This window comes from Methyloterricola oryzae, from assembly GCF_000934725.1.
GTDB lineage: Bacteria > Pseudomonadota > Gammaproteobacteria > Methylococcales > Methylococcaceae > Methyloterricola > Methyloterricola oryzae.
Genome location: NZ_JYNS01000007.1, coordinates 140,363 through 153,845, shown reverse-complemented (window position 1 = coordinate 153,845; position 13,483 = coordinate 140,363). Strand labels below are relative to the sequence as shown.

15 protein-coding genes and 1 other RNA gene are annotated in these 13,483 nt (G+C 62.2%); 11 read left to right on the top strand and 5 right to left on the bottom strand.

Translation table 11 applies throughout. From position 1 onward, the window contains the following. Positions 1-248 precede the first annotated feature (248 nt). From EK23_RS11460 to EK23_RS11445, 4 genes are read left to right on the top strand one after another with little or no spacing between them, the layout of a single operon-like run. Positions 249-1,406: an NAD(P)/FAD-dependent oxidoreductase gene (locus EK23_RS11460; RefSeq protein WP_045225492.1), complete on the top strand. Its 1,158-nt coding sequence runs from the start codon at positions 249-251 to the stop codon at positions 1,404-1,406. A 33-nt stretch (positions 1,407-1,439) separates the two neighbouring features. Then, positions 1,440-1,928 carry an SRPBCC family protein gene (locus EK23_RS11455; RefSeq protein WP_045225491.1) on the top strand — a complete coding sequence of 163 codons (489 nt, stop codon included), beginning with the start codon at positions 1,440-1,442 and terminating at the stop codon, positions 1,926-1,928. 31 nt (positions 1,929-1,959) lie between these two features. Then, positions 1,960-2,424, top strand: coding sequence for a PAS domain-containing protein (locus tag EK23_RS11450; protein WP_045225490.1), 465 nt, complete (start codon positions 1,960-1,962; stop codon positions 2,422-2,424). Positions 2,425-2,469: 45 nt separating this feature from the next. Beyond that, positions 2,470-2,919: a type II toxin-antitoxin system RatA family toxin gene (locus tag EK23_RS11445; protein ID WP_045225489.1), complete on the top strand. Its 450-nt coding sequence runs from the start codon at positions 2,470-2,472 to the stop codon at positions 2,917-2,919. 2 nt (positions 2,920-2,921) lie between these two features. Here EK23_RS11445 and EK23_RS11440 read toward each other — a convergent pair whose 3' ends face one another. The 3 genes from EK23_RS11440 to EK23_RS11435 form a co-directional block, all read right to left on the bottom strand. Next, entirely contained in the window at positions 2,922-4,469 is a 1,548-nt protein-coding gene (locus EK23_RS11440) for a cryptochrome/photolyase family protein (RefSeq protein WP_045225488.1), read from the bottom strand. 36 nt (positions 4,470-4,505) lie between these two features. Next, an RNA gene (rnpB, locus tag EK23_RS21780) (RNase P RNA component class A) lies at positions 4,506-4,915 on the bottom strand. Positions 4,916-4,946: 31 nt separating this feature from the next. Further along, entirely contained in the window at positions 4,947-5,357 is a 411-nt protein-coding gene (locus EK23_RS11435) for a hypothetical protein (protein WP_045225487.1), read from the bottom strand. Between the two features lie 141 nt (positions 5,358-5,498). Between EK23_RS11435 and EK23_RS11430 the strand changes: the two genes are divergently transcribed. Beyond that, complete coding sequence (locus EK23_RS11430) at positions 5,499-5,930, top strand: hypothetical protein (protein WP_145998645.1); 432 nt, start codon at positions 5,499-5,501, stop codon at positions 5,928-5,930. Between the two features lie 30 nt (positions 5,931-5,960). On the opposite strand, the gene rsmI is transcribed toward EK23_RS11430, so the two are convergent. Beyond that, the gene (gene rsmI, locus EK23_RS11425) at positions 5,961-6,830 is read right to left on the bottom strand and encodes a 16S rRNA (cytidine(1402)-2'-O)-methyltransferase (RefSeq protein ID WP_235282020.1); all 870 of its coding nucleotides are present in this window, start codon (positions 6,828-6,830) and stop codon (positions 5,961-5,963) included. Between the two features lie 134 nt (positions 6,831-6,964). On the opposite strand from rsmI, the gene EK23_RS11420 reads away from it, so the two are divergent. From EK23_RS11420 to EK23_RS11410, 3 genes are read left to right on the top strand one after another with little or no spacing between them, the layout of a single operon-like run. Continuing rightward, positions 6,965-8,794, top strand: a complete 1,830-nt coding sequence (locus EK23_RS11420; RefSeq protein WP_235282019.1) for a penicillin-binding protein activator — start codon at positions 6,965-6,967, stop codon at positions 8,792-8,794. Beyond that, positions 8,794-9,183 (top strand): YraN family protein, encoded by a 390-nt coding sequence (locus tag EK23_RS11415; RefSeq protein ID WP_045225483.1) that lies wholly within the window; start codon positions 8,794-8,796, stop codon positions 9,181-9,183. Before EK23_RS11420 ends, EK23_RS11415 begins: the two co-directional genes overlap by 1 nt. Further along, positions 9,180-9,767, top strand: a complete 588-nt coding sequence (locus EK23_RS11410; protein WP_045225482.1) for a phosphoheptose isomerase — start codon at positions 9,180-9,182, stop codon at positions 9,765-9,767. Before EK23_RS11415 ends, EK23_RS11410 begins: the two co-directional genes overlap by 4 nt. Positions 9,768-9,785: 18 nt before the next feature. Here EK23_RS11410 and nadC read toward each other — a convergent pair whose 3' ends face one another. After that, positions 9,786-10,613, bottom strand: a complete 828-nt coding sequence (gene nadC / locus EK23_RS11405) for a carboxylating nicotinate-nucleotide diphosphorylase (protein ID WP_045225481.1) — start codon at positions 10,611-10,613, stop codon at positions 9,786-9,788. A 316-nt stretch (positions 10,614-10,929) separates the two neighbouring features. Here nadC and EK23_RS21750 point away from each other — a divergent pair, with 316 nt between their 5' ends. The 3 genes from EK23_RS21750 to hisB all read left to right on the top strand — a co-directional run bounded on the left by EK23_RS21750 (position 10,930) and on the right by hisB (position 13,460). Beyond that, positions 10,930-11,799 carry a GlcG/HbpS family heme-binding protein gene (locus EK23_RS21750; RefSeq protein WP_082054127.1) on the top strand — a complete coding sequence of 290 codons (870 nt, stop codon included), beginning with the start codon at positions 10,930-10,932 and terminating at the stop codon, positions 11,797-11,799. Positions 11,800-11,902: 103 nt separating this feature from the next. Further along, positions 11,903-12,553: a HEAT repeat domain-containing protein gene (locus EK23_RS11395; protein ID WP_045225480.1), complete on the top strand. Its 651-nt coding sequence runs from the start codon at positions 11,903-11,905 to the stop codon at positions 12,551-12,553. Positions 12,554-12,866: 313 nt separating this feature from the next. Further along, complete coding sequence (gene hisB, locus EK23_RS11390; RefSeq protein ID WP_045225571.1) at positions 12,867-13,460, top strand: imidazoleglycerol-phosphate dehydratase HisB; 594 nt, start codon at positions 12,867-12,869, stop codon at positions 13,458-13,460. Positions 13,461-13,483 lie beyond the last annotated feature (23 nt).

Below are 13,483 nucleotides of genomic sequence, written 5' to 3'. Positions count from 1 at the left end.
GCGCGAATCGCCCTGCCTGCCGCTGCCAGGGACCGGGCGGTGCGGCTCCCACGCGAGGTCAAGCTTGCTTTGTGGCGGCGGCGGCGGTTGCTGCTGCGGAGGGCCATTGTATCTGCGTGCGTTTGCTAATCAAGTTATGACGGCCTTGGCGGCCGCCGAGACCTCAAGCGCGTATTTTCCGGGCCACGCGCCCGGCCGGCTCTTGGTAGAATGGGCCCAACTGTCGGAATCAGGCGAAGGAAATAGACATGGCTTTTCTGCCGTTTCATGTGCCGGGCGCGAAGACGCCGCGTATCCTCATCATTGGAGGCGGCTATGCCGGGCTCGCCGCCCTGGTTAGCCTGCGTCGGCATCGACCGGAGGCGGAGATCACCCTGGTGGATCCGCGCAGCCACCATATCAAGATCACCCATCTGCACGAGACGTTTCGAAGGCCCCTTGAGGCGTTTCGGGTGCCTTTCGCCGATCTGGGCGAGCAACTGGGTTTCCGGCACGTGCAAGCCGAGGTCAGGATGGAGGACGAGGACTTGCGGCGCTGGCAGGTGGAAAGGTGCCTGCAGCTTGCGGACGAGACTCTGGAGTTCGACTGTCTGTTGCTGGCCTCGGGAATGGCGCTGCCACCGCCCGGGACGCGGGAGGGAGAGCTGAGCCTGGCGGATTTCTGCGGCTATTCCGGTTACGAACTACTCGAACGGCACCTCGCCCGGTCTGGCGCATCCGATGCGGGCATCTCCGTGGTGGGAGGAGGAGCCACGGGAATCCAGTTCCTGTTCGAGATCGCGGCATTTCTGCGCCAGCGCGGGATCAACGGCCCCCTGCGCCTGATCGACGCCGAGCCACGCGTGCTGCGGCAGTTTGCGCCGGAGTTCGGCCGCTACGTTGTTTCTCGCATGCGCTTGAAAGGTATCGATTACCTGCCCAGGACCTACTTCCGGGGCCAGCAAGACGGCGTGGTGCACGTGGAGGACGCTGAAAGCGGTCAGGTGTCCGAACTGCCATCGGCGCTGACTCTCCTCTTCCCCGGACAGACCCCGGTGCGGCGCCTCCAGGTCAATGCCTTTGGCCAGGTGCGCCTGGGCGGGCATTTGCTGACCCAGGTATTTGCCGCGGGCGATCAGTCGGTCTATGCCGGTCCCGGATCGAACTCGGCCACCGCACAGTCGGCGGTGCGCAAGGGCAGGCTGGCGGCGCGGAACATTTTGAGGCATTGCGGACTCTTACCGGTACTTGAGCCGTATCTGCACCGCGACCTCGGCTATGTGGTCAGCTTGGGGCCTGACGACGCCGTGGGCTGGCTGGGGCTCCAGGGCAATGTGGTCGGTGGCACGCCGGCGCTGCTGATCAAGGAAATCGTGGAGGCACAGTATGACCTGCTGCTATCGGGCATCGACACCTATTTCATCTGACAGCGAAACGTAAAGGGCAGGGGAGGCGGTCAAATGTTCGGACTTCTCAACGACAATCCAGTTGCCGCCAAGGCCGGGATCACCATTCAGCGTCCCGCAGACGAGGTGTTCCGGTTTATCGGCGTGGATTTCTTTCGCAACTATCCCCGCTGGTCGCCGGAGGTGATTGAGCTGAAGCCGATGACCCCGGGCGAGGTCCGGCTGGGCACCCTGGCCCGGCAGGTGCGTGTCGACCAGGGCAACCGGTCCGAGTCCAGCTTCAAGGTCACCGTGTTCGAGCCGGCGAGCCGAATCCGCTTCGAAGGTGTCTCCAACCCGTATGTCTGCGACTACCTGCTGGACGGCGAAAGCACGGGCACGGCGACGCGCGTGGTGTTCACCTTCGAACTGCTGCGCCTGGAACTGTACATGCGTCCCTTTGAAAAGCTCATCCGCATCGCCATTCAGGATGGTGCCGAGCGGACCGTCCGAAACATCAAGCGCCTGATCGAGGCCGAGGCCGCTGCGCTGGCCAGCCAGTGAGCGCGGTAACCGCAAAAGTCGGAGAACGACCATGTCATTCATCGTTGAAAAAGACCCCGGCCTGATTCCACAGATACTCTCCACCATCCTCGATTCCTGCGTCAATGGCGTGACCCTGGCCGATCCGGACTTGGAGGATATGCCCATCGTCTACGCCAACCGCGCCTTCCTGGAGATGACCGGCTACAGCGAGGAGGAAACCCTGGGCCGCAACTGCCGCTTCCTGCAGGGCACGGACCGGGACCAGGAAGCGCGGCGTCAGTTGCGCGAGGCCATCGACGCCTGCCAGCCGGTGGAAGTGAACCTGCGCAACTACCGCAAGAACGGGGAGATGTTCTACAACCACCTCGCCATTGCCCCGCTGTTCGACTCCAACGGAAAGCTCCTGTACTACCTGGGGGTCCAGTACGATGTGACCCGGCAGGTCAAGGCAGAGGAAGAGATCAAACGCCTTTCGGACAGTCTGGAGTCGCTTTCCCGGCTGAAGTCCGCCTGAGCGGCGCGATGCCGGCCGGTTGGCTTGAATGCGAGGTAGCCCGAGATGCCCCTGCTAAGTAACAGTGTCTGCGTGAAATACACGCCCGAGCAGATGTACGAGCTGGTAAACGATGTGGAGTCTTACCCCCGTTATTTGCCCTTGTGCTCCAAGGTCACGGTGCTGGACAAGGATTCGAATCAGCTTCGCGCCACCATTACCCTGTCGAAGGGCAAGATCAAGCTGACCTTCACCACGGCCAATTCCATGGAGCAGGGGCGTCAGATCAACATGAAGCTGGTCGACGGGCCCTTCAAGCGGCTGAGCGGGGTTTGGCGCTTCCGGCCCAGCGGCAATGGCGGTTGCGAAACTTCCTTCGAACTGGACTTCGAGTTTTCCAACAGTCTTCTGAGCCTGGCCTTCGGCGGTTTTTTCAAGGAGGTGGCTGAGTCCTTCGTGGATGCCTTCTGCCGCCAGGCGGCGGTGCGCTACGGGTCGAGCGCGGCGCCGGCCTGATCTCAGGCCAACAGACGATCGCGCAAGCTATTCGCCTGGGCGGCGATTGCGGCCCGGGTTTCGGCATCCAGGCGTTCCAGGTTGCGCCACTGCTGGGCGCTGCGCGGATGGTGCGCGAAGCGCTCCGCATGGCGCATGAGAAAATCCCAATACAGCGTCGTGAACGGACAAGCCTTTGGCCCAACGGCCTGCTCCGGCCGGTAAGGGCAACTGCGGCAGTAATTGCTCATGCGCTGGATGTAGCGCCCGCTGGCTACGTAGGGCTTCGATCCGACGATTCCGCCGTCCGCGTACTGTGACATGCCTAAGGTGTTGGGCAGTTCCACCCACTCCACGGCATCGACGTAAACCGCCAGATACCATTCGTGCACCTCCATCGGGCGAACGCCAAGCAGCAGCGCGAACAGGCCGGTGACCATGAGGCGTTGAATGTGATGGGCATAACCCAGGCTCAGGGTCTGGGCGATGGCTTCGCGCAGGCAGACCATGTCAATTTCAGCCGTCCAATACCAGCGCGGCAGTGCCTGTTCCGCGCCCAGTGCGTTGTGCTGCCGATAGTCCGGCATGTGCAGCCAGTAGATCCCGTGGACGAACTCCCGCCAGCCCAGGATCTGGCGCACGAAGCCCTCCACCGATTGCAGCGGCGCATGTCCGGCCTTGAAGGCCACGATCGCCGCCGCGATGGTTTCCCGGGGCGAGAGCAGGTGCAGGTTGAGCGCGGCGGCCAGGCGTGAGTGATACAGATATGGCTGGTCTTGCCACAGTGCGTCCTGATATGGGCCGAACACTGGCAGGCGGTGCTGGATGAAATCACGCAGGGCTTGGCGGGCATCGAAGGCGGTCACCGGCCAATCGAAGTTACCCAGGCTGCCCGGGTGGCCGGGAAAATGACGGCTGACGTCGGCCAGTGCCGTCCGGGTGATGGGATCGGGCGCAAAGCCCTGGGGCGCGGGGACCCTGCCGGGGCCTGCGCGGCCGAAGCTGCGCCGATTGTCCGCGTCCAGGTTCCAGCGACCGCCTGCGGGCTGCTGGTCCTGCATCAGAATCCCTGATTGCCGGCGCAAGTACCGGTACAGGTGCTCATTGCGCAGTTCCCGTCTGCCCTTTGCCCAGCGGGCGAATGCGTCCGGCGGCATGAAAATGTGCCGGTCCTCGCGCAGGATCAAGGGCAGGTCGAGGCGCACGAGGGTCTGGCGGATCTCATCCAGCACCCGCAAATCCCCGGGCTGGACCAGAATCGCGGCGGCGGGCCGCGCAAGCTCCAGTTCCGCCGCGAGCGCTTCACCCAGGCTCTCATGGGGGTGCTCGCCCAGGCGGTAATAACTGACCGGCCAGCCTGCAGCGAGCAGGTCCTGGTGGAAATGCCGCATGGCGGCGAGGAACAGGGCGCTGCGCTGGCGGTGCGACCAGACATGGGTGGATTCTTGCTTGACCTCGGCCATCCAGACGCGGTCGGAACCCGGGTCGAAGCCATCGAAGGCCGCGCTGTCGCGATTCAACTGGTCGCCCAGGACGATGACGAGATGGCGCAGGTCCGCTGGCTGTGGCATGGCCTCCGGTACTGCGCTCAAGGGGTGGTGAAAGGGAAGTGGAGTCGGCCGATAAGCCGGGTTCTGTCGTGGACAGTCATTCATCTGGGACATGCGTCACCGCATGCCTCAAGCAACCTACCCGGGAGCCGTGCGGGCCGCACGTTTGGGACGAACCCAATGCCCCCCTATTTGGTCTTGCTCCGGGCGGGGTTTACCCTGCCACTCCCGTTGCCGGGAGCGCGGTGCGCTCTTACCGCACCATTTCACCCTTACCCCGCAGCGACCGCCTGAACGGCGGCCCCGGATGACTCCGGGACCGTGCGGATGATCGCTGCGGGGCGGTATATTTTCTGTGGCACTTTCCGTGGGCTCGCGCCCCCCAGGCGTTACCTGGCGCCCTGCCCTGTGGAGCCCGGACTTTCCTCCACCCGCTTTTGGCGGGCAGCGACTGTCTGGCCGACTCGCGGCTAGTGTATCGTTTCGCCCTCGGTTACGCTACTTGAAGTCGGGCAGGCCGGATTGCAGAAACCAACGGTCCTTTTCGTTGTCAAACCGCCAGGTCTGTCGGTCGGTGAGGCGTTGCTCGACGCCGGCAGGCTCGATGTAGTAGCGGATCTCGACGGTCTGGCGGAGCACGTCGCTGCCCTTATGCTCCTGGAGATGGACCCGATCATAGGAGGTGACGTGGACATTCTTCAGGAAGGCGAAATCGAGACGCCCCTGTTTGGCTGGGGGCTGGAATTCGCTGGCGGCTTCCCATTGTCCCCAGCGGATGGCGGCGCCGTAGCGGCTGAGTTCATCCTCCGTCTTCATCAGTTGGAGGTCGTGGGTGCAGCCGGAGAGGAGCAGGCAGGCGGCAAGGAGCAGTTTCGAACACGGGATAGTCGGCAGTGAACGGGATCGCATTGGCTCCTCGTCTGGGGAAATTGAGTGAAATGAGGCCCCTTGCGGAACGGGTCCGGGCTTAAAGCCCGGTCGATCGCTTTCATGCCCTTTGGGCGACCTAATTATATAATGCGAACACAAAAACCTTCGGAGTGGAACACAATGAAAATAATGGCCGGCATCATGGCGATCCTCGCGGTGATCTATTTTCTTCCCGCCTTCATGCAGGGGTCGCATGAAATCAACGGCAAGTCGCGCGAAACCGCCTACCGTTCGGCAATCAAGGCCAAGCGCTACCTGTCCACCGATGACCGGGTGGTGTTCGATACCGCCTTCGGCATTCTGGACAAGATCAAGTCGCAGGAAGGGCCCGATGCCTTTGCCGCCGCGGTGGACGGCATGGACCCGGACGAAGTGATCGAACTGGCCAAAACCGAAGTGGACGCCAAGATTGCCTCCGGAGATCCCGAGTTCAAGCAATATCAATCCTGGGAAGACATGGTCAGCAAGCTGACCACGATGACGCCGAAAAAGCATGCCGGGCAGCCTCCGGCTCCTTTGCGCCAGTCCGAGCGGACCGGCCGGCCCAACTGAGTCCGGTGACGTCGAACGAGGTTACCGACTTTAACCGGCGTCGTTCTCACGTTTAAGCTGCAAAGCCGCCTGGTAGGCCAACTCCCTGCGCGCGCCGGTGATGCGCGCGCACAAGGAGGCAGCAGTCTTCACCGAACATTCCTCCAGCAGAAAACCCAACACCCGTTGTTGCTCGTCCGTCAGGCTGTCCCTGGGTGCCTGAGCGGGGTCGGCGCCCGCGATCAGGATGACGAACTCGCCTTTCTGCATGTGCGGACCGGCCGCAACCAGCGCCGCGGCTTCGCCCGCCGTGCTGTTGACGATGGTCTCGTACAACTTGGTGAGTTCACGAGCGATGGCAACGGGCCGCTGCGCCGGGAAAACCTCGGCTAAGTCCTTTAGAAAATCCAAGGTCCGGTGGCTGGACTCGTAGAAGATCAAGGTCCTTGGATCGTCTGCCAGGGACTGCAGCATCGATTTGCGCGCCGAGCTCGTGCGCGGCGGAAAACCTTCGAAGCTGAAGCGGTCGGTGGGCAGGCCGGAGGCCGAAATCGCCGCCACCAGCGCACAGGCGCCCGGTATGGGTATGACCCGTATGCCCTGCTGGCGCGCAAGGCGTACCAGGGGAAACCCGGGGTCGCTGATGAGCGGCGTGCCAGCGTCGGAGATCAGGGCGATGGTTTCGCCCCGCAGGAGGCGTTCCACCAGGCGCGGGGCGGTTCGGTCCTCGTTGTGCTCGTGCAGGGGCAGCAAGGGCGTGGCGATGCCGTAGTGTTCGAGGAGTGGGCGGCTGTGGCGCGTGTCCTCGGCGGCGATGCAATCCGCTTGGCGCAGCACGTCGAGGGCGCGGAAGCTCAGGTCCGCCAGATTGCCGATGGGGGTGGCGACTAGGTATAGTATGCCGCAGTCTGGTGTTTCCACGCGTGCCTTCCTTAAATTCATTTCCTCATCAGAGTCTTGCACCCATGTCCCTGCTTCCGCGAATTTCGGCCGTTTGTCTTGCCCTGTTGCTGTTCGGCTGCGCTGGCCAAAGCGCGCGGCAAGAGGATGCAGCGATGATCGACGAAGCGCAGGGGCGTATTCGGGCCGGGGATTTTGATGGCGCTGCGCGGGTGTATCAGCATCTCGCACAGGTTTCCAACGCGCCCGATTACTACCGGCTGATGGCGGCGGATGCGGAACTGCGCGGCGGCAACGGCTCCGCGGCCGAGGCCTTGCTGGGGCAGGTGCGCGCAGAGGATCTCGTCGAGGACGAACAATACCGCTATACGCTGCTCAAGAGCCGCCTCTATCTGAACCAGGGGCGCGCCAGGGACGCCATGCTTCTGTTGGATACCCTGAGCCCCCAGCAACTGGATCCTGGGCAGCGCGCCCATTATCACACACTCCGGGCGTCGGCCTACAATCAACTGGGCAATATGCTGGAAAGCGCGCGGGAAAGGGTGTTTCTGGGGTATCTGCTGAAGTCCCCCCAGGCGGTGGAAAAGAACAACCAGCTCATCTACGAGGACCTCAGTCGCATGCCTGAATCAGCGCTTGCAGGGCTTCGCAACGGGCGCCGCGACACCCTGGGAGGCTGGATCGAATTAGCCTTCATCATGCAAGGGCCTGAGCCGGAGCGCCCGCAGGCGCTGGCGGCCTGGCGCGGGCAGTTTCCCCAGCATCCGGCGAATGGGCCTTTCCTGAATACCCTGGGCGGTGCGGCCGAAGAAACGGTCAAGGTCACCCCGCTGCGCGATGCCGAGCCCACCCCTGCGCTGGCCGCAGAGCCAACACCGGCGCCGGCCGCGGCGCCTGGACCCGTGATCGGTGTCCTGCTGCCGCTCAGTGGTCCCTTCGCTGGCGCCGGACAGGCCATACGCGGCGGCATGGAAGCGGCCAACGGGGCGGACACCAATCCGGGCAAGCTAGGCCTCAAATTTGTCGACACCAACGGTGGCGATGTCGTCGCCCTGTACGACCAATTGGTGAAAGAGGGCGCGCAGGATGTGGTGGGACCGCTGATCAAGGAAGATGTGGCGCGACTGGCGGCGGGCGTCGAATTGAGCGTGCCGGTGTTGGCCTTGAACCAGGGCAGCGATGCCTCCCGTGACAATCTGTTCCAGTTTGGGCTGACGCCCGAGCAGGAGGTCGAGCAGTCCGCCGGCAGCGCCTGGTTCGACGGCCGGCAGAACGCGCTGGTGCTGGCGCCGGCCTCGGCTTACGGGCAGCGCCTGATCAGCCATTTCAGCCGCTACTGGAAGAGCCTTGGCGGAAAGATCGTCGCCATCAAGACCTACAAGCCGGGTGGCGAGGATTTTACCAGCAGCGTTCATGACCTGCTGGCGTCCAGCCCCGGTGCTCTGGCTCGGGAGGATGGGGCGGCGGCACCGCCGGAAGCCGCCACCGGTTCCGCCGACTTCGTGTTCATGATCGCCGACGCTCGGGATGCCCGTCTGCTGCGGCCGCAACTGGAATCGCAGCAGGCCATGCCGATTCCGGTCTACGCCATGTCGCAAGTCTTCAACGGGCGTCCCGATGCGGTGGACCAGGACCGCGATCTGAACGGCGTGATCTTCTGTGACCTGCCCTGGATGCTCAATCCCAACGATAGTGGGCCACTGTCGCGCAACAGCCTGCAGTCCCTGGTGGAGCGCACGCCGGAGAACTACACGCGTCTGATTGCCATGGGCATCGATGCCTACAATCTGGTGCCGCAACTGCCCCTGCTAAGATCCGGCGCGCAGAGCCGCTTCGCGGGAGCCACCGGACAACTGGATGTGAAGGCAGGCAACAAGATTCAGCGCCAGTTGTCCTGTGCCCAGTTCGAATCCGGCGTGCCCCAGCCGCGGGGCATCGCGCCGATGTTGCAGCCCAGTGCTGCCGGTATGCAATCCGCGCCCTGATGGCGGAGGCGCGCGAAGGAGGTCGGTCGAAGCACCTCGTAGCGGGCGAGCAGGCCGAAACCGCGGCCTTGGAATACCTTAAGGCTCAGGGCCTGAGCTTGGTGGAGCGGAATTTTCGCTGCCGGCGCGGGGAAATCGATCTGGTCATGCGCGAAGGCAGCGGCCTGGTGTTCGTGGAAGTGCGCTACCGCGCGTCGTCCCGGTACGGTTCGCCGCTGGAGAGTATCGATGCCCGCAAGCGCGGACGGCTTGTCGCTGCGGCCAGCCATTACCTCGCGGTCAATCGGGTCGACTGTCCGGCTCGATTCGATGTGGTCGCCCTAACGCCGGGGCCCGCGCAGCTTGAACTTCAATGGATCAAAAACGCCTTTCAGGACAGCCCCACATGAATTTCCAGGAACGCATCCACCGCCAGTTCACGGCGAATTTCCAGACTGCGCAGGAAGCGCTCACCAACCTGAGCGAATTGATCGAGATTGCTTCGGTCAAGCTGGCCAACAGCCTGCTGAGTGACGGCAAGATTCTGTGCTGCGGCAACGGCGGGTCCGCCGCCCAGGCCCAGCATTTTTCGTCGGAAATGCTCAACCGCTTCGAACGTGAACGCCCCGGGCTGCCGGCCATCGCCTTGACCACGGACACGTCCACCTTGACATCGGTTGCCAACGACTACCGGTACGACGACGTGTTTGCCAAGCAGATTCGCGCCCTTGGGCATTCCCAGGACGCCCTGATTGTTTACACCACCAGCGGCAATTCCGCGAGCATCCTCTCGGCGGTGATGGCGGCCCACGACAGGGACATGGCGGTCATCGCGCTAAGCGGCCGCGATGGCGGCGCCCTGGCGCCGCTGTTGAAGGAAACCGACATCGAAATCCGCGTGGCCTGTCCGTCCACGGCGCGGGTGCAGGAGGTGCACCTGATCATCACCCACTGTCTGTGCGATCTGATCGACCTGCAGTTGTTCGGGGAGTGACCCGCTCCGCCCTGGCTTCTACTGCACCAGGGTGATGCGCATGGACAGGTCGATTGCTTGGACGTTCTTGGTCAGCGCGCCGACGGAGATATAGTCGACGCCAGTGGCGGCTATGTCCGCGATATTGTCCAGAGAGACGTTTCCCGAAACCTCGAGCTTCAGGCGGCCCGCGTTGATGGCGACGGCCTGCCGCATGAGTTCCAGGCTGAAATTGTCCAGCAGCACCCGGTCGGCCCCGGCTTCCATCGCTTGGGTCAGTTCCGCGAGATTCTCTACTTCGACTTCGACCGGCACATCGGCGCCCAGGGCGTGAGCCTGCTGCACGGCGGCGTGGATCGATCCTGCCGCCATGATGTGGTTTTCCTTGATCAGGATGCCGTCATACAGGCCCATGCGATGGTTTTGGCAGCCCCCGCAACGGACCGCGTATTTCTGTGCCTTGCGCAGGCCGGGCAGGGTCTTGCGTGTATCCAGCACGGTCACGGCCGAGCCGCTCACCGCGTTGGCGTAGCGCCGGGCGAGGGTGGCCGTGCCGGACAACGTCTGCAGCAGGTTGAGCGCTGTTCGCTCTCCGGTCAACAGGGATCTGGCCGTGCCGGATAGTTCGCACAACTGCGTTCCCGCTGCGACCCAACTACCCTCATCGACTGACCAGGTAATGCGCGTTTGCGGGTCGATTCGTGCGAAGACCGCTTCCACCCAGGGTTGGCCGCAGACCACTGTGTCCTCGCGGGTCACCACCTTGGCCGTGGCGTGCGTTTCGGCCGGCACGATGAGCGCGGTAAGGTCGCCGGCGCCGATGTCTTCCGTTAGCCAGCGATCAATGTCTTCCAGGGAAACCAGCATGTGTGCTCCTTACGGAAAAGTCCTTAGTTCTGAATGTGCCAAAGCGCCAGCGCGTCTTCACCCAATAGTTCTTATAGCACTCTGGGCGCACGCACGGACGACAAAATCCGGGCCGCCTTGACTCGCAGCCAGGGCCTGGGACACTGCTTTCGCCGCAGGTTAGCGGAAAGTCGGGCCAGGCTCAAAGCCTGAAAGGCCCGTCGCGACCCTTTGAAAGGGTATACCTTTTTCCGCCGAACTGTTCTACAGTTGCCAGGGGCCTTAGGGCCCTGTGTCGTTCTTGACTTACATAAGAAATGGAAAAAAGGAGATCCTTATGAGAAAAGAGGCAGGTATTTCTTTGGCTTTGAGCGTGGCCGCGTTGACTCTTGGCAGCCAGGCCGCATTGGCAACGTGTAAGGATGTATCGTATAGCCAGTTGAAGTCAGCCGCTCAGGCTGCGGTGACGGCGGAAAAGAGTGGGTATGGCCTTCCCATGTGGGTGACCATGGTGGATGAAACCGGCAAGATCTGTCATGTGGTCAACTCGACGGATGGCAAAGGCCACAACAGCGGCGCGTTATGGCTGGGCAGTCGTAACATCTCGGCGCAGAAGGCGAGCACGGCCAATGCCTTCAGCATCGACGGCTACGCCATCTCGACGGCCAACCTGTATACTCCCGTCAATCAGGGCCAGAGCCTGTTTGGTCTGCAGGCCAGCAACCCCATCAACGGCAGTCTCGCTTATACGGGGAGCCCGAACCAATACGGGACCAAGAATGATCCCCTGAAGAACAAGCGCATCGGCGGCGTCAACGTGTTCGGCGGTGGTCTTGCGGTGTACTCCGGGGGCAATAAGAAGATCGGCGCTATCGGCGTTTCCGGCGACACATCGTGCCGCGATCATGCCGTTGCCTGGCTCATCCGCGCCGCCTTGAATGGTCATCCGGGTGGGACCGGGATCACCACGGCGAACTACACGGCGGATGGCACCGCGGTCGCGATCAATGGCGCTGCGGGGACCAGCAATACCTTCAATTTGAAGGGCGACGAACTGATCCTGATCAATGACGTGACCGGCGCTAGCGACGCGGGTGAAGGCTGGGGCGGCTGGAAGCATCCTGCCTGCCCGAGAACGGCTGCGGGTTCAGCGGATGGTACCGCGGCCAATGGCATCATCGTGGTCAAAAACAAGGCGCCGGATTAAGCCGCGATCGTTCTTCATGTGTCCTTGACTGGCCCCTGCGGGGGTCAGTCATTTTATAGGGCTACAAATCTTCATTACATAATTCGAGGTTTTGGGTCGTTCCATGCGAATTTTTATTATAGTCCTGCTGGTCACGCTGGTAGCGGGCGGACTGGTCGTCTATCGCATTCTCCAAAGCGAAAGCCTGAATGAAATGGAGGTGTCGTCTTCGCCCGCGCCAGTGGCGAAGGCAACGCCCGCGGCCGCGCCGGCGCCTCCGGTGCTGCCTCATGCCGAGGAAATTCAGGCTCAGGCGGTTCAGGCGCCTACGCCGGAAGATGAGGAGGACGAGGCGCAGATCGATGCCGAGCAGGTGCTGGAGGCGCTGGAGTCCCTTAAGAGTACCGATCCAGAGGAGCGCGTTGCCGGGGTGGAACAACTGGCCGCCTTCCCGACGGCGGAGGCCGAGCAACAGTTGCTCATCACCCTTGCCGGCGACTCGAGCGCGGATGTGCGCAGCGCCGCTGCGCAAAGCCTTGGTCAGTTCGAGAATCTTTCCGACGGCATCATGACGGCCCTGCTGAAGGCTCTGGAAGACCAGGATGAGGACGTACAGGTGAGCGCCCTGGACGCCATCGAAAGCCTAGTGTCGGATATGGAGGCGAATGAGCCCCGTCTTAAGCAGGTGCTCAGCACGCTGAAGAAACTGCAGTCCTCAAAGAAGCTCAGGGCCGACACGAGGCAGGGAATCAAGGAGTTTCTAGAGGATCAGTAGGCAAAAGCCCAATAAAAAAGCCTCCATACATCCTGTAGGAGGCTTATCGCCTGTTGGTTGGCTTAACAGGTCCAGTCCTTGGCAACGTCCTGTTGAATACTCCTAGAAATCCTTTTCCTGTCTGGCGACGGTTGTAATTCTGAGCTTAGCAACAGCGTGCGTCTGCAGGAAATCGCCGAACTTGATGTAAGCAATTGCTTACGCGATGTGACCGGCTTCACAGGTTTGAGTAGGGCGGTTTATCAATACATAAGAAATCACTATCATAATAAGCTCGCAATTGCAGTTCAACAAACCGCAGATCAGTGGTGAAATGGATCAACGTACGGCGGAAATAAGGCGCGATACCCTGGAAACCCAGGTTTTTGTCCAGGTCAATCTTGATGGTGCCGGAACCGGCCGCTTCGAGACAGGCGTACCCTTCCTCGAGCACATGCTCGATCAAGTCGCTCGGCACGGGTTGATCGATCTGACCGTGAAGGCCGCGGGCGATCTGCACATCGACGCGCACCATACGGTGGAGGATGTGGGTATTACCCTGGGGCAGGCCATCGATCGCGCTGTGGGCGACAAACGCGGCATTCGCCGCTATGGGCACTCATACGTGCCGCTGGACGAGGCTTTGTCGCGTGTGGTGATTGATTTCTCCGGCCGGCCAGGGCTGGCCTACGATGTCAGCTTCCCCAGGGCGCGTATCGGCGATTTCGATGTGGATCTCTTGCTGGAATTCTTCCGGGGATTCGTGAACCATGCTAAAGTGTCGTTGCATATCGACAGCCTGAAAGGCGTCAATGCCCACCATGTGGCAGAGACGATCTTCAAGGCATTTGGCCGGGCCATGCGCATGGCGCTTGAGCGTGATGAGCGCATGCAAGGCATTCTTCCATCGACCAAAGGCGCATTGTAGCCCGTCGCCATCCTCCCCTTCGG